This is a genomic window from Gordonia alkanivorans NBRC 16433 (assembly GCF_000225505.1).
Classification (GTDB): Bacteria; Actinomycetota; Actinomycetes; order Mycobacteriales; family Mycobacteriaceae; genus Gordonia; species Gordonia alkanivorans.
The window spans coordinates 1-17,742 of sequence record NZ_BACI01000029.1 but is presented as its reverse complement, the minus strand read 5'-3'; the positions used below and the strand labels follow the sequence as shown (position 1 = coordinate 17,742).

Annotated in this window: 18 protein-coding genes; 8 read left to right on the top strand and 10 right to left on the bottom strand. The window is 67.2% G+C overall.

Features of this window, described 5'->3' with window-relative positions; translation table 11 throughout:
* Positions 1-2: 2 nt before the first annotated feature.
* From GOALK_RS24475 to GOALK_RS04070, 5 genes are all read right to left on the bottom strand, one after another.
* Positions 3-137 carry a hypothetical protein gene (locus GOALK_RS24475; RefSeq protein WP_269724172.1) on the bottom strand — a complete coding sequence of 45 codons (135 nt, stop codon included), beginning with the start codon at positions 135-137 and terminating at the stop codon, positions 3-5.
* Positions 138-311: 174 nt separating this feature from the next.
* Positions 312-1,073, bottom strand: a complete 762-nt coding sequence (locus tag GOALK_RS23040; protein WP_006357529.1) for an ABC transporter substrate-binding protein — start codon at positions 1,071-1,073, stop codon at positions 312-314.
* A 95-nt stretch (positions 1,074-1,168) separates the two neighbouring features.
* Entirely contained in the window at positions 1,169-2,134 is a 966-nt protein-coding gene (locus GOALK_RS04080; protein WP_040003987.1) for a 2OG-Fe(II) oxygenase family protein, read from the bottom strand.
* Positions 2,135-2,251: 117 nt separating this feature from the next.
* Positions 2,252-3,565: an amidohydrolase family protein gene (locus GOALK_RS04075; RefSeq protein ID WP_006357527.1), complete on the bottom strand. Its 1,314-nt coding sequence runs from the start codon at positions 3,563-3,565 to the stop codon at positions 2,252-2,254.
* An 85-nt stretch (positions 3,566-3,650) separates the two neighbouring features.
* A complete protein-coding gene (locus tag GOALK_RS04070; RefSeq protein ID WP_006357526.1) occupies positions 3,651-4,226 on the bottom strand; it encodes a TetR/AcrR family transcriptional regulator in 576 nt (191 codons plus the stop codon).
* 24 nt (positions 4,227-4,250) lie between these two features.
* Between GOALK_RS04070 and GOALK_RS04065 the strand changes: the two genes are divergently transcribed.
* Positions 4,251-5,519 carry an MFS transporter gene (locus GOALK_RS04065; RefSeq protein WP_006357525.1) on the top strand — a complete coding sequence of 423 codons (1,269 nt, stop codon included), beginning with the start codon at positions 4,251-4,253 and terminating at the stop codon, positions 5,517-5,519.
* A gap of 14 nt (positions 5,520-5,533) precedes the next feature.
* Here the strand turns inward: GOALK_RS04065 and GOALK_RS23315 are convergent, their stop codons facing one another.
* The gene (locus tag GOALK_RS23315) at positions 5,534-6,031 is read right to left on the bottom strand and encodes a DUF2332 family protein (protein ID WP_230461929.1); all 498 of its coding nucleotides are present in this window, start codon (positions 6,029-6,031) and stop codon (positions 5,534-5,536) included.
* Between the two features lie 88 nt (positions 6,032-6,119).
* A complete protein-coding gene (locus tag GOALK_RS04055; protein WP_040003991.1) occupies positions 6,120-6,803 on the bottom strand; it encodes a DNA alkylation repair protein in 684 nt (227 codons plus the stop codon).
* 70 nt (positions 6,804-6,873) lie between these two features.
* On the opposite strand from GOALK_RS04055, the gene GOALK_RS04050 reads away from it, so the two are divergent.
* Entirely contained in the window at positions 6,874-8,532 is a 1,659-nt protein-coding gene (locus GOALK_RS04050; RefSeq protein ID WP_006357523.1) for an alkaline phosphatase D family protein, read from the top strand.
* A 25-nt stretch (positions 8,533-8,557) separates the two neighbouring features.
* Here the strand turns inward: GOALK_RS04050 and GOALK_RS04045 are convergent, their stop codons facing one another.
* Both GOALK_RS04045 and GOALK_RS04040 read right to left on the bottom strand, forming a co-directional pair.
* On the bottom strand, positions 8,558-8,995 hold the full coding sequence (locus GOALK_RS04045; protein WP_006357522.1) for a VOC family protein: 438 nt from the start codon (positions 8,993-8,995) through the stop codon (positions 8,558-8,560).
* Between the two features lie 64 nt (positions 8,996-9,059).
* Entirely contained in the window at positions 9,060-9,491 is a 432-nt protein-coding gene (locus tag GOALK_RS04040) for a PPOX class F420-dependent oxidoreductase (RefSeq protein WP_006357521.1), read from the bottom strand.
* A 105-nt stretch (positions 9,492-9,596) separates the two neighbouring features.
* Between GOALK_RS04040 and GOALK_RS04035 the strand changes: the two genes are divergently transcribed.
* Positions 9,597-10,502, top strand: coding sequence for a hypothetical protein (locus GOALK_RS04035; protein ID WP_006357520.1), 906 nt, complete (start codon positions 9,597-9,599; stop codon positions 10,500-10,502).
* Between the two features lie 49 nt (positions 10,503-10,551).
* Positions 10,552-11,106, top strand: coding sequence for a DUF4334 domain-containing protein (locus tag GOALK_RS04030; protein WP_006357519.1), 555 nt, complete (start codon positions 10,552-10,554; stop codon positions 11,104-11,106).
* Between the two features lie 45 nt (positions 11,107-11,151).
* On the opposite strand, the gene GOALK_RS04025 is transcribed toward GOALK_RS04030, so the two are convergent.
* A complete protein-coding gene (locus tag GOALK_RS04025) occupies positions 11,152-12,045 on the bottom strand; it encodes a hypothetical protein (protein WP_006357518.1) in 894 nt (297 codons plus the stop codon).
* 128 nt (positions 12,046-12,173) lie between these two features.
* On the opposite strand from GOALK_RS04025, the gene GOALK_RS04020 reads away from it, so the two are divergent.
* The 4 genes from GOALK_RS04020 to GOALK_RS04005 all read left to right on the top strand — a co-directional run bounded on the left by GOALK_RS04020 (position 12,174) and on the right by GOALK_RS04005 (position 17,669).
* Positions 12,174-12,593 carry a Fur family transcriptional regulator gene (locus GOALK_RS04020; protein ID WP_006357517.1) on the top strand — a complete coding sequence of 140 codons (420 nt, stop codon included), beginning with the start codon at positions 12,174-12,176 and terminating at the stop codon, positions 12,591-12,593.
* A 139-nt stretch (positions 12,594-12,732) separates the two neighbouring features.
* Positions 12,733-14,961, top strand: a complete 2,229-nt coding sequence (katG, locus tag GOALK_RS04015; protein ID WP_006357516.1) for a catalase/peroxidase HPI — start codon at positions 12,733-12,735, stop codon at positions 14,959-14,961.
* Between the two features lie 189 nt (positions 14,962-15,150).
* Positions 15,151-16,401 carry a GTP cyclohydrolase II gene (locus tag GOALK_RS04010; RefSeq protein WP_006357515.1) on the top strand — a complete coding sequence of 417 codons (1,251 nt, stop codon included), beginning with the start codon at positions 15,151-15,153 and terminating at the stop codon, positions 16,399-16,401.
* Entirely contained in the window at positions 16,398-17,669 is a 1,272-nt protein-coding gene (locus tag GOALK_RS04005) for a URC4/urg3 family protein (protein WP_006357514.1), read from the top strand. Before GOALK_RS04010 ends, GOALK_RS04005 begins: the two co-directional genes overlap by 4 nt.
* Positions 17,670-17,742 lie beyond the last annotated feature (73 nt).

The following is a 17,742-nucleotide window of genomic DNA, read 5'->3' as shown; positions in this document are numbered from 1 at the left end:
GATCAGGCTCCAGACCCGTGGGCCGCCTGCAGCAGGGACTGGGTCATCACGGCGTCGAGATCGACTGGCGACGTGATCTTCCCGGCGGTCTCGTACAGTTCGTACACCGACTTGAAGGCCGCGGGTTCGATCCACATGAGGCCGTGGTCGGCGGCCGCGCCGGAGGTGATCAGCGGGACCGCCGCCTGGGCGGCGACCTTCTCGTCCTCGATCGCGGCGCCGGTCTCCTTGTGGTACTGATCCCAGGTGTACTGGGCGATCTCTTCCGGGTGCTCGACGAAGTACTCCCAGCCGGCGATGTCGGCCTTCAGTCACCGGCTCAGCACGTCGCCCTTGTCCGCGATGGTGTCCGCGAGGGCGAACTGCGCGTTGCCGTAGTCGGGGTCGCCCAGTTCGCTGAAGTAGACGACGTTGACCGGCACGCCGGACTGTTCGAGCGAAACACCCTGCTGCGTACCGTATCCGATGTAGCCGTCGACCTGACCCGAGGTGAGGATCGACGGGTCGGTGCCGACGGGGACGATGGACACCGAGCCCGGGTCGACCCCGGCCTTCTTCAGCATCGCCTCGATCAGGACCTTCTCCGTGTTCGGGACGCCTACTTTCTTGCCCACCATCTCCTGCAGTGAGGTGACCGGATTGCTCTTGAGCGACATGAGTGCGTTCGGGGTCTGCTGATAGATGGTCGCGAACGCGGTCACCGGGATTCCCTTGCTGCGCGAGAGCAGGATTCCCGATCCGTTGTCGTCACCGATGTCGGCTTGCTTGTTGGCGACCACGGCCACCGGGTCGATGTTGGGTCCGCCGGCAAGGAATTGTGCGTCGATGCCGTTATCGGTGAAGTAGCCCATCTTGATCGCGGCGAAGTGCCCGCCGAACTGGCTGAGCTTCTTCCAACCGAGCTGTGCGACAACGGTGTCGAGTTTCGCTCCGTTGGCCGCGGTCGTCGACGTACCGGTGCTTCCGCTCGCGCAGGCCGCGAGGAGCGGGCCGCTACCGAGCAGTGCGCCCGCGCCGAGCAGGCCCTGCAGCATCGTGCGACGGGAGAGACGAGGATTGGGAAGTTGGGTCATTGAGTACTCCTGCGACGGCCGTGCGCATGCGCGCACGGTGGAGATCGGGATGTGGATGGGTCGGGATGTGAACGGTGCGAGGCGACTCCGACTCGTCAATCCGCCTTGCGGGTGAGCAGCTTTCGATTGCGCACCCATTCGCCGACGCGGAGCGGTTCCGAAGCTGCGTCGCCGAGAAGGGGTGCGATGGTGTACGCGTCGTTGGGGCGGTAGAAGAACGGGATGGAGATACGCGGGGTGTCGGCACCGGGAGCACTCAGATCGGCTTCGCTCACCTCATGCGGGACCGCCCACCAGCGACCGTCGGTGAGGTAGGTCAGCAGTTCACCGACGTTCACCAGGAACACGTCGTCGCGGGGCGGAACGTCGAGCCACTCGCCGGCCCGGGTCTGCATACGAAGGCCGCCTCCGCCGCCCGCGTCCTGGTAGAGGATCGTGAACATCGTGAGGTCGGAGTGGATGGCGTTACGCACCCCACCCGATCCGGCGGTCGCCGGCGGATAGTAGTTGGCGGCGAGATCGGCCCAGTTGTCCTCGATGAGTTCCATCCATGCGGACTGTCCGACGCCGAGCGCGGCGGCCATGGCGAGGCCCAGAGTGGTTGCGTTCTCCTGCATCACGCGGAAGTACTCGTGCCAGGTCTGCCGGAACGCCGGCAATCGGTCCGGCCATAGGGGGCATTCGACGCCGTGGTCGTCGGACCACGCGGGGACCACACCGTCGGCGTCGGGTCCGGCCAGCGTTCCGTCCACCCGAGGCCCGATGTGGAACATCTCCTTGTGGTCCTGGAAGCCGAACTCGTTGACGTTGTTGGAGCCCTTCCAGCCCACGAACTGGTCCCCGTCGGCCGACTGGAGGCCCACCTTCGCCTCGTACGGCAGTGAGAAGAACTCGAGGGTTGCCGCGTGGACCCGATCGATCAGTCCGTCCGGCAAGGTCAGACCGGTCATTGCGAATGCGCCCACGTCGCGGCAGACCTCGTCGAATCGGGCGAGGAGACCGGCGTCTCCCGACGTCGTCGCCTCACCGAGTTCGGCAAGATCGAAGAGCTGTATTCCCACGGCGATCAAACCCTTCCGAGTTCTGTATCCAAGTTTGTATACGAATGTGCATACATAGTCTTGGCGAAGTATTGCCGTCGTGTTTCGCGACGGTAGACATCGCGAAACACACCTGACTCAGTCGCCGCGACGGCGCCCCTTGTCGACGAGTTGCACTCCACGGCACCACATCTCGCGGACGGTTGACCCTCTTGCGCCGGACAGGGCGACCTCCGCGCTGCCCCACCGCGGGTGCCGGATCACCTCGGCCCACCGGGTCAGGTCGTGTACGACGAAGTCGGCCAGGGCGCCGACCTGCAACGGTTCGGGGGCTGCGGCACCGAACGACGCCGCCGCCCCGACGGTCGCGGGCCCGAGCACCTCGCGCGCTCCGACCGTGTCGCGGCGCAACCCCTGCCAGAGCCCGCGAACCAGCCGCAGCTCCCGCCACATGTCGGCGTCGTCCTCGAGGGTCATCCCGTCCATACCGATGGCCACGCGTACTCCGGCGGTGGTCATGGCGTCGACGTCGGGAATCCCCGACGCCAGCCGGAAGTTGGAGGCGGCGTTGACGACGACGGTGCTCCCGCGCCGCGCGATCAGTTCCATCTCATCCGGCCTGAGATGCACCCCGTGCGCGAGAACCGTTTGCGCGGTGAGGAATCCCAGGTCGTCGAGCGCTCGGACGATCCCGTCTGGATATGTGCGGTCGGCCCACTGCCGCTGCGCCTCGGTTTCGAGGAGATGCATGTGCATGACACGTCCCGTCGCAGCACTGCGGTCGGCGCAGGCGGCAAGGGCATCTTCGTCGACCCACTGCGGACCGACCGGGTGATAGACCAGTGCGAGATCCGGGCCCTCGATCTCCGCCGCCAGTTCGTCGATCCGGTCCAGTTCGCGTTCGGCATGGGCGCGTGCTCGCGCATTCCTGCCCCGCCCCTCCCGCATGGCCCCGGCGGACAACGATGTCAACGGCACCCCGATACAGGCGCGCACACCGACTGCACGCACGGCGCGTGCAGCCTCGCGGACCTCGTGCGCGAGATCATCGGTTGTCGGATTGAGACAGATGTTGACCGAACCCACCCCGGCATCGCGCATGCGTTCCGACGAGCCGAAGACGTTGTCGTACTGCGAGTCACCGGGGGTGAGTGCGAGGAAATCCGCGATCCAAGGGTCGAGGCGGGCATCGCGCGCACCGAGCAACTGCGTGCCGTCACCGCGCCCGTGATCATGGGCATTCGCCAAGGTGGGCAGCGCCACGTCACAGCGTCCCGGCCGTGCCGGGACGGTGTCGATCGAGACGACCCGACCGTCCTCGATCCCGATCGCCCACCCGCCGTCCGATCCCGTGAGTCCGATCGGCGCACTCCCGAGCCCGATCGGCGCACTCCCGAGCCCGGTGACCATCGCGTCCACCACCACAGTCGCCGTGTCCCCGGTCGGCCGCATACGCGTCTCCTCGTTGGAAGTGTCGGACTCCGATCAGTCCGCAGGCACAGCTTGTATGCAAACCCGAAAGCGGGCAACTCGGACGCTACGACGAGTCACACGCGACCGCGATGAGTGTCACCGCGATCCCCCGGCCGAGTGTCGACTTCCGTAAGGGCCGGTCACGCAGTCTCATCGCGAGTTCGCCGGTGACCACGACGAGGATCTGCTCGGCCAGGTGGTGGGGATTCGCGCACGGCAGTTGCGCGGCGAGCTCGCGGAGGGTCTGTCGCATGTGGTCGGTGTCGCGCGTGACCGCGTCGGCGATCTCGGGCGGCGGGTCGGACATCTCGGCAGCGGTTCCCAGGAACGCGCACCACCGCGCGCCGTCGGGTCGGGCGGCGAACTCGTCGATGGCGTCGAAGATGGCCAGCAACCGGCCCTCGGCGTCGGGCGCAGCCGCGATGAGACTCCCCCACGTCTGGCGCCAGCGCTCGTGTCGTCGTGCGAGGGAGGCTGCGACCAGCGCCTCTTTGCTGCGGTAGCCGCGGTACAGGGTCGCCGCCGACACGCCCGCCCGCGCGAGGATGGCGTCGACGGGCGTCGATTCGATTCCGCGCGAGAACACCAGGTCATCAACTGCGTCGAGCAGTTTCTCCTCGGAGCTCTTGCGCATCGGCATGGCAATCAGCCTAGACTCGAAAATATGAAACGCACGTTTTCGTTTGGTCTCGGTCGTGAGCCATCGGTCATCGTGGCCGGCACAGCTTTCATCGCGGCGACCTACGGGCTGGTGCGACTCGCATACGGGCTGTTCCTACCCGACATCCAGGCGGACCTGGCTCTCGATTCGGCCCGTGGGGGGGATATCTCCTCGGGGTCGTCGCTGGTCTACTGCCTCGCGGCGTTGTGCGGGTTCCGCTACGGACGCCGAAATCCTCGGGTCTTGATCGTCGTCGCCACAGCCACCGCGGCGGGTGGGGTCTGGGGCATGGCCGCCGCCGGGGACCTGCTCACCTTCGGACTCTTCGCCGTGATCAGTTCTGCGGGAGCAGGCCTGGCGTCGCCCGCTATGGTGAGCGTCGTCCGGCGCAACATCGCCGCGAATCGCGTGGACCGGGCGCAGTCGATGGTCAACTCCGGCACCGGACCCGGACTCGTCGGCGCCGGGGCGCTGGCACTCGCCTTCCTACCCGAATGGCGACTGACCTGGGCGATCATCGGCGTGGTCACCGCGGTCATCGCGGTCGCCCTCCTCATCACCGACCAGCCGGGTTCCGCCGTCCAGGACGAGCAGTCGCACGCCCTGTCCGTCGGGTGGATCCGCCGCCACGGCACCGCACTGACCATCGCGGTTCTGCTGGGCGGGGCGTCGAGCGCCATGTGGACGTACGGCCGTGCGATCCTCGTCGACACCGGCGGATCATCCCAACGTGGCACGATCATCGCGTGGATCATGATCGGAATCGGCGGCGCCGCAGTGGCTCTCACCGCCACACCGTTGGCGAGGTGGTCGGCGACCTCGGCGTGGACACTCAGCTGCGGAACGATGACGGTCGGGATTCTCCTGGTCGCCGCTGCTCCGGGACAGATGGCGGTCACGCTCGTCGGCTGCCTCTTCTTCGGGTGGGGTTTCACCTCGGCGACATCCGCGCTCATCGCCTGGACCTCGACCATCGATGCGGCACGATCGGCTGCGGGTACCGCACTCCTGTTCATCGCGTTGATGTTCGGGCAGGCAGTGGGTGCCATCGCCCTCGGTGCCACTATCACCGCCGCGGGTTACGGGCTCGCCTTCGTCGTGGCCGCGGTGTTGTCGAGTGCGTCCATCGCCGTGTCCGCACTCGACCGCACCGGTCACCGGGTGCCCGCGGACCGCGCGGACCACTCAGGCGAACCAGGACATGAACCGTCCGCGGGACCAGCACCGGCCGACCGCGTCGCCGGCGACATCGAAGCGCGGCAATGTGGTTGACGGCTCGAACACGGTCAGCCCGATGATGCTGTGCCCAGACGCCGGACGATCCCCGAGGGCCGGAATGGTGGGCGCGACCCCGACCCCTTCGACCGACACCCAGGCAGTCCTCTCGCCGAGGAGAGCTCCTCCAACGCATGCACGAATCGGCGTCGTCTCTCCGGCGAGAACCCCGACAGCGACCAGGCGGTGATGACCAGAGGCAGCGCCCGATCCGGGACACACGAGACCGCATCCGACAGCGTCATGATCGGATCTCCCGAAATCTGTTGCGGTGGAGATGATTCTGCGTGATCGAGCTCGTCGTCGAGATCAGCCCTACGCGCTCGGCGGCGCAGCGTCGGGCCGCCTCGGCGATCGCGGGATAGAGGACCGCGTACCGCCCGGTGTGATCTGAGTGCTTCACCGAGACCATCAGGGAGAGCCCCATCTGACGCGACTCCCCCGGACGCTCGTGCCGACCGCTCCGCCAGCGTCGCGAAGGCCGTCCGCAGCTCTTTCGGGCCGATCACCTCGACATCGGCATCGAATCGCGCGAGCGAAGCGCACAGACCGACAGCGATCCTCGACGTCGCCGTGCAGTACACCGACGCATGACGCTCACGCCTGCTGTCGCTTTATCATCTCGGTGATCCAGGTGGGCGCGAACGGTGAGATACATCCGGGTGACGTGGGGTAGTCCTCGAGGACCCTCAGGCGCTCACCGATGGAGATGGCGCGCGCCCGGTATCCGGGGTGTTCGATGCCGATCGTCGCCAAACAGGTGTTCATCGCCCACTGCAGGCGGTCCGGGGCGTCCCGCATCTCCGATTCGATGATGTCGAGAAGCCCGACGAGGTCGAGTCCGTCGGGCTTCTTGGCCACCCGTTCGGTGGTGAGGACCCAGCCGGCGCTGCGCGCGGCCTCGTCCGCGTCGTCCATCCACGCGACGCGCAGTTCTTCCCTGTGCGGGTTCTTCTTCACGACGTAACCGACGAGCCAGTCGTGCACCTTCGGGCGACCGGCCTCGCGCACCATCGTGTCGAGCTGCGCGACGTCGAAGGCCTTCGGTCGGCAGATGAGCACTGCGACCAGTCGAGCGGCCGTGTCACCGGTAGCCCACAACGCCGAAGCGAGGTCGTGCTGGGTCTTCAGACGTTTGGCGACGGCCCGCAGCTTGGTCAGATTGACGCCGTGGTCGTCTCCGTGCCTCTCGTTGACCGCGCGGATCTTCGGGTCCTCGAGTTCGGCGAGTTCCGCGAGTACCCGGGCGACGGCAGCCTCGGTGTCGGCGGTTTCGGTCACGACGTCTCCGGTCTCCACCCAGATAGGTTATCGGCCCACGGACACCGTTCCACGGGCCTAGTCTGGGCGGATGGCGTTGGTACTGGGTCCGATCCTTCGGCACGTCGACGAGACATCCGCGCTGGTCTGGGTCCAGACGGACGGACCCGCGGAGGTGGAGGTCCTCGGCAGCCGCTCGCACACCTTCGAGGTCGTCGGAAATCACTACGCGCTCGTCGAGGTCACCGGTCTGACGCCGGACACCACGACTGAATACGAGGTGTTCGTCGACGGTTCTCGGGAATGGCCACTGCCGGATTCCGACTTTCCGCCCAGCATCATTCGGACGCGCGGACCCGAAAGCGCCCGCCATCACCGGCTCGTCTTCGGGTCGTGCCGCTACCCCAAGGCGGAGGACCCGAAGGTCGACGAAAAACTCGGACTCGACGCACTGGACTGTTATGCGGTCCGCATGCGCCACCTGCCCGTCGACGAATGGCCCGACACCCTCATCCTCCTCGGCGATCAGGTCTACGCCGACGAACTGACGCCGCAGGTCAAGGAGAAGCTTGAGTCGACCAGGACCTCGACCGCCGGTCCGTCTGACGAGGTGGTGAGCTTCCAGGAGTACGAGGGTCTCTACCGGCACACCTGGGGCGACCCGGAGATACGCTGGATCCTGTCCACCGTCCCGACCGCGATGATCTTCGACGACCACGACATCCGCGACGACTGGAACACCTCGGACACCTGGCGCCGGCAGATGGACGACCAACCCTGGTGGCGTGACCGGATACGCGCCGGACTCGCGTCGTACTGGGTGTATCAGCACCTCGGTAACCTGTCCCCCGCGGAACTGGACGCCTCCGACGGCTACCGCCAGGTGAGGGAGATCGCCGGGGACTGCTGGCCGCATCTGGTCGATCTCGCCGACCGCGCCGATTCCGAAACCGACGGCGTCAAAGGGATCCGGTTCAGCTTCCGGTGGGATCTCGGCGCGACGCGACTGACGATGATCGATTCACGTAACGGCCGCATTCTCGCCGGTGGCGTCCGGAAGATGTTGAGTGACACCGAGTTCGATTGGATCGAAGACCAGGTCAACGACGACGTCGAGTCGGTGGACCACCTGGTGCTCGGGTCGTCGTTGCCGTGGCTGCTCCCGCCCGTCCTCAGCGACGTCGAGACGCTCAACGAGATCGGGGCCCGCCACGACGGCCGGGTCGGACAGCTGGCCGAGAAGATCCGGCAGGGTGCCGACCTGGAGCACTGGCCCGCCTTCTTCGATTCCTTCACCCGGCTGAGTCGGATGATCAGTGGGGTCGCCGGCCTCGGCAACAGCGATCGAACCCTCGGTCCGGCGACCATCAGTGTCCTGTCGGGCGACGTCCACCACAGTTATGCCGCGCGAGCGGATTTCGCCGAAACCACCGGTGCGGTGGTCTATCAGTTGGTGTGCTCACCGGTGCACAACGCCATACCGCCGTACATGAAGGGCGTGTTCCGGCTCGGCTGGTCGCCGCGTCTTGCCAAGATCGTCCGACGCTGGGCCGGTTCCCGCGGAGCGCCGCAACTCCCCGTCACGTGGCACAACGCGCTCGGCCCCCTGTTCGGTAACACCATCGCCTCCCTGATCGTCGACGGACGGGACGCGCGGGTCACGTTCGAACAGCCCGACCTGGACGGCAAGCTGCACGTCGCAGCCGACATGTCGCTGACGGACGAATCCGTCGACCGCGTGGGGACATAGCGTCGTCGTCTGCTACGAAATGCGCTCAGTCCAGGCAGAATTCGTTGCCCTCGGGATCACGCATGACGATGTGCCCGGCACCGAGAGGCGGTTCCGGCTCAACTCGTCGAACGCGAGTTGCACCCAGGACCACGAGGCGGGCCGACTCCGCCTCGAGCGCGGCGAGGCGGTCGTCACCGGTCAGGCCGGATGCGGCCCGGACGTCGAGGTGTACCCGGTTCTTGGCTGTCTTGCCTTCCGGCACGCGCTGGAAGAAGATCCGTGGACCGCGACCGTCGGGGTCGGTGACCGCAGACGCGTCGTTCCTGCGTTCCGGCGGGACACCCATCGCATCGAGCGCGGCGTCCCAGCTGTCGAACCCCGTGGGCGGCGCCTGAATCCGGTACCCGAGCACCTCGGACCAGAAGGCGGCGAGTGCCGCGGGATCAGCGCAATCGAACGTCACCTGGATTTCTGTGGACATTCCTCCACTGTGGCGCACAATGAGGACAGCTGAGGTCCTCATCGCGAAGAACTTCGCCGGCGAATCAGCGAAGCCGCTCGCCGTAGACGCGCTTCACCGACATCACCATCAACACCCGACGATCAGAGACCATTACGCTGCGGTACTCGTCCCAGTCCGGGTGCTCCCCCGCGGCCTTCCGGTAGTAGTCGACGAGGGCCTCTACCTCGGGTCCGTGGGGATCGGTGCCGGGACCGATCAACACGACGTCACCTTCGGCCGTCGCCCACGTGTAGCGGTCGGGCCCGGTGACCTCCAGTGCTGCCCGCGGGTCGCGCCGCAGGTTTGCCGTCTTGGCCCGGCCCTCGGTCATCGACACGTAGATCGTGTCGGCATCACGGTCGTAGTACGCGGTCACCGGGGACAGCTGCGGGAGGCCGGAGGACTTGATCGTGGCGAGAACACCGAGCGATGATTCGGCGAGGAGGTCGCGCGGGTCGTACTTCGAGGTGGTCATGGTCTGGGCAACTGCCGAAGATCGGCGACTATTCCGGTGCGACGGCGACACCGACCCCGGTTCGGAACCCCGGCGACGGACAACGGGGACCGGTACTTTCGTACGGTGTTCACGATCGGAGTGGTGGCGGCTTCGCTCGCCGCGGTGGCCTACGGACTGTCGACGGTCCTGCGCGCACTGGGTGCACGGAACGCGGCCGGTACCACCGAGACCGCGTCGGTCACGACCGAGCGCGGACCGTCGCTGCGCTCCACACTCGACACCTTCCGCGATCCGGCCTTCCTCATCGGCACGCTCATGGTGATCCTCGGTTTCGCCGGCGGTGCCGTCGCGGCGCGGCTTCTCCCCCTCTTCCTGGCACAGACGATCGTCGCCGGGAACCTGATCATCACCGCGCTTCTCGGCAGCGTTCTGCTCGGCACGACGCTGAGAGGTCGGGACCTGGCCGCGATGGGCGTCGTCGTCGCCTCGCTCTGCATGCTCGGCGCATCGGCATCGCATGAAGCCGCGACCGCGCACGACATTGCGTTCCACTGGGCGCTGTTCATCGTGTCGACCACTGTCGCTGTGGTCGGTGTGGTCGTAGTGCATCTCCTGGGACGACGCGGCGCCATCCTGGCGGGAGCGCTTGCCGGCGCGATGTACGGCGCCTTGGCGGTGGCGGTTCGCGTTCTGGACGGCGTTCATCCGTTCGACGCCGCGGCGCTGGTCACCGACCCGGGGGCCTGGACGATCGCCATCGCCGGCGCCGTCGCGTTCTACGTACAGACGGTCGCGCTGCAGCTCGGACCGGTCAACGCCGTCACCGCTGTGCTGGTCGTGGGCGAGGTGGGCATCCCATCGGTGATCGGCGTCCTGTTCCTCGGCGACCGCGCCGTCGACGGACTCGGCTGGCTCGCGTACGTCGGTTTCGCGGGAGCGATCGCCGGCGCGTTCGCGGTCGCGTGGCTCACGTCGGAATCCGAGTCCGGGGCCGCGGCCCGCGGACTCACCGCCGGTTCACCCCCATGACGTTGCGACATTCTTCTCTATCTGTGTCTTTGCCCGTACGATCGGTGCCATGGACGTGCGCGAGATGCTGACCACCACCCCGACCGACACCGCCGAGGCGCTCGAGTTGTTCGACTCCTGCGACGCGGTCGAACCGGAGTTCATGATCGGCACCTGGCGCGGTGCGGAACTGCCGACCGGACACCCCCTCGACGGGTTCCTCGCCGCCAGCGGCTGGTGGGGAAAGCAATTCGTCGACGCCGAGACCGTGCACCCGTTGCTCTTCCCCACCCGCGACCACACCGCCCTCTGGGCGATGAACCCGGGGATCGCCTTCAGCGGACTCACGATCGCCGAGAAGGCACCACAGGTCAAAGCGATGTCTTTCGCCACACCGATCGCAGCGACCCGCTTGCTGAGCCAGACCCGCAAGGCACGCGCGCGGCTGCGTACCACCCGCTACCGCGGCACCGACACCGCCACGATGATGTACGACCAACTCCCCATCAACGACGTCTTCCGTCGCATCTCCGACGATGCGGTCATCGGCGCCATGGACCTCAAGGGCTCGCCCGCGCCGTACTTCTTCGTCCTTCGACGCGACGATTCGTTGCGTCTGATCTGAGGCTGTCACCTCGCCGGAAGTGGAGCACCGTCGGCGCACGCGACCTCAGAGATCCGTGAGCGCGGCCCTCAGCTTGTTCGACTCGGCAACCGCGTCGCGCAGCGCCACCTTGGCGTCCGACCGGCCCCGCTCGGCGGTCGACAGTCGCTGACGCGCGAAGCGCAGTGAGTCCTCGACCCGCGACAGCTGCTCGCGCAGTTCCCGCGCCCGTGCGACGAGTTCGTCGACCTCTGAGGACGCCTCGTCGACCGCGGTCGACGCATCGCCGAGACCGTCGCGCGCCGTCCGCTCGTCCTCTTCGGCCCGGGACAGGCGTGCCTCGAGTTCGCGCCTGACCGCGGCGTCCTCGTCGGTCTCGCCGGTCTCGCCGGCGGCCACCGCGTCGACATCACTCGAGGCATCCACACCGTCCTCGGCCGCGTGTTCCGGCTCGGCCGGCAGATCGGGCACGACGAACACCCCGGCCGGACCGAAGCCGCTGTACTCCGCGGAGGTGACGAGGCTGCCGCGTCGAAAGCGTTCCAGGGTCTCGGCGTCTGCGATCGCCGCGCGCAGCGTTGCCGCAACCTCGCGAACCGCACTGTCGGACAACCGTACTCCGAGGGAGGCGGCGGTACCGGCCACCCCGTCGGCGGCGGAATTGATCAACTCCTGGCGTCGGCGGGACAGCTCGCGCATCGCGTCCACTGCCGAACGCCGTTGCGCTGCAGACAGGTCCGCGGCGAGTGCGGTGATCTGAGCGCAGTCATCGGGATTCACTCGGACCCACTGATTGATCGCCCAGGCAGCCTGCGTGGGCCTACGGAGTTGCGAGATGTCCTTGGCCAGAGCGGATTCCCCCTCGGCCTTGACCTCCTTGGCGAGCTCGTTTCGGCGTTTCACGAACAGATCCGGCGTCAGACCGTAGAGTTCGTCGACGATCTCGTCGTAGCGAGACATCAGGTCACCCACGGCCGGCAGGACGTCGCTTCCACATGAGCCGATCGTACGTCGTACCCGCGTCACGATCCGACACATCGACAGCACCCAAACTTGAACCATTCCAGAAAAGTGTGCATACTCGAGTCATGCTCACCGACGACGACTGCGCCACCAAGCTGCGCGCAGCACGACTCCGCGTCACCCGACCGCGGGTCGCCGTCATGCGTGCGGTGCATGCGCATCCCCATGCCGACACCGACACGGTGCTTCGCGAGACGCGAACCGAAGTGCCCGACGTGTCGCAGCAAACCGTTTATGACGTGTTGGCCGCGTTGACATCTGCCGGTCTCATCCGTCGTATCCAGCCATCGGGTCACGTGTCCCGCTACGAATCGCGGATCGGCGACAACCACCATCACGTGGTCTGCCGTTCCTGTGGGGCGATCGGCGACGTCGACTGCGCGGTCGGCGCGGCCCCGTGCCTCACCGCGTCCAACGACCAGGGCTTCGTCATCGACGAGGCCGAGGTCGTCTACTGGGGCCTGTGCCCCGACTGCCGGTCCTGACCGCAGCACTGATCCACCACCGATTCACCGTTCACCGTTCGCCGAAGACCAACACATCCGACCGACCGGTCCACATCAGGGGACCGGGCGCGGTCACGTCTGCATCAGTCACCATCACCATTTCCCTGAAAGGAACGACATGGCACAGGAACACCCGCCGATCGCCGAGGCGAACACCGAACCGAAGGCCGGCGGCTGCCCGGTCATGCAAGATCGTGCCAAGCAGCCCACCGAGGGTGGCGGCAACCGTGACTGGTGGCCGAACCAGATGAATCTGAAGATCCTGCAGCATAATCCGGATGTCGTGAATCCGCTCGACGCGGATTTCGACTACCACGAGGCCCTCAAGTCCCTCGACGTCGACGCCCTCAGGGCGGATCTGACCGCCCTCATGACCGATTCGCAGGACTGGTGGCCCGCGGACTTCGGTCACTACGGCGGCCTCATGGTTCGTATGTCTTGGCATGCCGCGGGCACCTACCGCGTCCAGGACGGCCGCGGAGGCGCGGGAGCCGGAATGCAGCGCTTCGCACCCCTGAACAGCTGGCCCGACAACGCCAACCTCGACAAGGCGCGTCGTCTGCTGTGGCCGATCAAGAAGAAGTACGGCCAGGCCGTCTCGTGGGCCGACCTGCTGGTCTTCGCCGGGAACGTCGCACTCGAGTCGATGGGATTCGAGACCGCGGGCTTCGCCTTCGGCCGCGTCGACGAGTGGGAACCCGATGACGTCTACTGGGGTCCCGAACTCGAATGGCTGGCCGATCAGCGGTACTCCGGTGACCGCGAACTCGAGAAGCCGCTGGCCGCTGTGCAGATGGGTCTCATCTACGTCAATCCCGAAGGACCCGAAGGCAATCCAGACGTCCTGGGATCGGCCGCCGACATCCGGGACACCTTCGCCCGGATGGCGATGAACGACGTCGAGACCGCGGCACTCATCGTCGGCGGTCACACTTTCGGCAAGACGCACGGCGCCGGGGATGCGAGCCAGGTCGGTCCCGAGCCGGAGGCCGCCGCACTCGAGGACGCCGGTCTCGGCTGGCGGAGCTCGCACGGCGAGGGCAACGGTGCCGACACCATCACGAGTGGTCTCGAGGTGACCTGGAACCCGACCCCGACCCAGTGGGACAACGCCTTCCTGGAGACCCTCTACGGCTACGAGTGGGAGCTGTACAAGAGCCCGGCGGGCGCCAACCAGTGGCGTCCCAAGGACGGCGCCGGCGTGGGCACCGTGCCGATGGCCTTCGGTGACGGCAAGACCCACCCGTCGATGCTGACCAGCGACCTCGCACTCCGTTATGACCCCGAGTACGGGAAGATCACCCGCCGCTGGCTGGATCACCCGGAGGAGCTGGCCGAGGAGTTCGCCAAGGCCTGGTTCAAGCTGCTCCACCGCGACATGGGACCCGCGATCCGCTACCGCGGACCGCTGGTTCCCGACGTCACCTACGACTGGCAGGACAACGTGCCGGTGCACGAGGGACCGCTCGTCTCCGAGGCAGACATCGCCGCACTGAAGGTTGCGCTACTCGGGTCGGGCCTGTCGGTCTCGCAGCTGGTGAAGACCGCATGGGCGGCCGCATCGTCGTTCCGCGGCAGCGACTTCCGCGGCGGCGCCAACGGAGGTCGCCTCCGTCTGCAACCGCAGGCGAGCTGGGAGGCCAACGAGCCCACCGAACTCGCCGACATCGTCGCGACGCTGGAGGGCATCGCCGAGTCGTTCACCGGTGAGGCGGGCGCGAAGATCTCCTTCGCCGACCTCGTCGTCCTCGGTGGCGTCGCCGCCATCGAGAAGGCAGCTCGCGATGCGGGAGTCGACGTCACCGTGCCGTTCACGCCGGGCCGCACCGACGTGGCGCAGGACGACATCGACGTCGACTCGTTCGCATACCTCGAGCCCACCGCGGACGGTTTCCGCAACTACCTCGGCAGTGACAACGGCAAGCGGGGTGCCTCACAGCCGGCCGAGTTCACGCTGCTCGACCGGGCGAATCTGCTCACCGTGAGCGCGCCGGAGATGACCGCCCTCATCGGCGGCCTGCGCGTGCTCGGTGCCAATTACCAGAACTCGGCACTCGGTGTGCTCACCGACAAGCCGGGCGTGCTGACGAACGACTACTTCGTCAACCTGCTCGACATGTCCACCAAGTGGTCGAAGACCGACGACGAGAACGTCTTCGTCGGCACCGACCGCGCAACCGGTGAACAGACCTGGACCGGCAGCCGCGTCGACCTGGCGTTCAGCTCGAACTCGCAGCTGCGCGCCCTGGCCGAGGTGTACGCCTCCGACGACGCCGAGGAGAAGTTCGTCAAGGACTTCGTCGCGGCGTGGGACAAGGTCATGAACCTGGACCGGTTCGACGTCTGAGCCGATCCGTCGGTCAGCTGACTCGCTGATCGCCTCTCACACGACGATGCGGTGTTATCCGACCCGGGTGTCACCGCATCGTCGTCTCCGAGGAACGCAGTCGTTCCGCCCGGCACGATCGCGAATTCGGAACTATGCTGGCGCTTTCCTCGAGGTGGCGGATGACCGTCGTGACAGAAGGAGATCGCGATGTCCGGCGAGCACAAATCCCTGGGGCACATCCGACTGACCTCGCACAGCGGCGGAGTCGACGCCCCGCCCATCCACTGGGGGGCACCCACCGCGGCCGAGCGCGGGCCGGTCATCGGGACGACCGGAGTTCGCGCTCACCGCAACGTGATCGGCACCCACAGCGGGTCGTACAGCGTCTACCGTGCGCTGGCGGTGGCCGCCGGTGCGCTGGCCCGCGACCATCGCGCGGATCTGACCAACACCTCCCCGACCGACCACATCGGACCGTATCCGCAATGGGGAGATCCGAAGGCGATCGTCTCGCTCGATCCCTGGGGAGCGACGGTCGCCGAGAGCTTCCCCGACAAGATCGCCGCCGGCTACGACATCCGACCGACCATCGCGGTCACCAAGGCGCACGTCATCCTCCCCGAGATCGCCGAGGCCATCGAGAAGGGGCGGCTCGTCCCCGACGGCAAGCTGCTGCTCCCGAGCGGCGCCGCCCTGGTCACCAAGGCCGCGGTCGAGCCGGTGTGGCATCTGCCCGGTGTCGCCGAGCGCTTCGGCTGTTCCGAGGCCGAGCTGCGGCGGGTGCTGTTCGAGGAAACCGGGGGCATGTATCCCGAACTCGTCACGCGATCGGACCTGGAGGTCTTCCTGCCACCCATCGGCGGCCAGACCGTCTACGTCTTCGGCGATGCCCGTGATCTCGCCGATCCAACGGTCGAGCTGACCGCCCGCGTCCACGACGAGTGCAACGGCTCGGACGTGTTCGGATCGGACATCTGCACCTGTCGCCCGTACCTCACGCACGCGATCGAGGAGTGCATCCGCGGCACCCAGCGCGGAGGCGTGGGCCTGGTCGCCTACTCCCGCAAGGAAGGGCGCGCACTGGGCGAGGTGACGAAGTTCCTCGTCTACAACGCCCGCAAGCGACAGGAAGGCGGCGACACCGCCGACCAGTACTTCGCCCGCACGGAATGTGTTGCCGGAGTTCAGGACATGCGCTTCCAGGAACTCATGCCCGATGTGCTGCACTGGTTCGGGATCACCAAGATCCACCGGCTCGTCTCGATGAGCAACATGAAGTACGACGCGATCACCGGCTCGGGCATCGAGGTCGGCGAGCGGGTCAACATCCCCGATGAGCTGGTCCCGGCCGATGCCCGGGTGGAGATCGACGCCAAGATGGCCGCCGGCTACTTCACCCCGGGACCCGTGCCCGACGCCGAGGCGTTGCGAAAGGTCAAGGGCCGGGGGCTCGAGTGAGCGGCACCGTGCGGAACGGCACCGCCGACCGGTCCGCGAGGACACCCGACAATGACGTCGCCGCGGCCGCGCTGCTGCGAACGAGCACCGCGGTTCGCGAGCGTTCGCGCCGGCTCCTCGAGCGTGCCCGCGACGGCCGGTCCCCCTGGTTCACGGTTCACGACGATGCCCTCGGTGTCGCTGCGGACATCGTCGTCGAGACGACCCGCGGTCGCTATCCCGACGGCACGATCCCATTCCACAGTCGCTGGCGCCATTTCGAGGCCGGCGGCGTCGACCGGCTCGGAGCGCTTCGTGACGCACTACCGTCGACGAACTCCCCCGACCACACCCGTGCACTCATCGACGTCGTCCTGGTCAGCGTGCTCCTGGACGCCGGGGCCGGTCCCGAGTGGTCCTATCGTGAGGAGTCGAGCGGCCTGGTCCTGACCCGCTCGGAAGGACTCGGCGTCGCCAGCTGGCAGGCGTTCACCGCCGGGTTGTTCTCCGACGATGCGGCGCAACCCCTCCGCGTCGACGCGGCCGGCCTCCGTGCGGTGACGATCGAGAGTTTGGGCGGCGCCTTCCAGGTCTCCCCCACCAATCCGCTCACCGGATTGGCGGGTCGCGTCGAACTGTTGCGTCGGCTGGGCGACGTCCTCGCCGATGAGCCGACGGTGTTCGGCCCCGACGGCCGGCCCGGACGGCTGTTCGATCACCTGACCGCGGACGGTCGCGGAACGGTGACCGCTGCCGAGATCCTCGGCGCCGTGCTGACTCACCTCGGCCCGATCTGGCCGTCGGACAACAGGATCGGGTCCGTGCCGCTGGGCGATTGCTGGCCTCACCGCGCAGTGACCGGACCGGGTCTCACCGCCGGGTGGATCCCGTTCCACAAGCTGTCCCAGTGGCTGACCTACTCGCTGCTGGAACCGTTCCTCTGGTCCGGCGTCGAGGTCACCGGCCTCGACGAGCTGACGGGTCTCCCCGAGTACCGCAACGGTGGACTCTTCCTCGACACCGGCGTGCTCACACTTCGGGACGAGGACTGGGCCGACGTCGAATGGGAGGTCGGCGACCAGATCGTCATCGAATGGCGTGCCCTCACCGTCGCCCTGCTCGACGAGATCGCCGGACTCGTCCGCGAACGGCTCGGGACCGACGCGGCGACGATGCCGCTGGCCTGCATCCTCGAGGGCGGAACCTGGGCGGCCGGCCGGGTCCTGGCCACCCGCCTGCGGAACGGGCTGCCGCCCTTGTCGATCCGCAGCACCGGAACCGTCTTCTGAGAACCACGATAGGGGAACCCATGGGCACCGTCGCCGTCATCGACCATCCACTGGTGCAGCACAAGCTCACCCT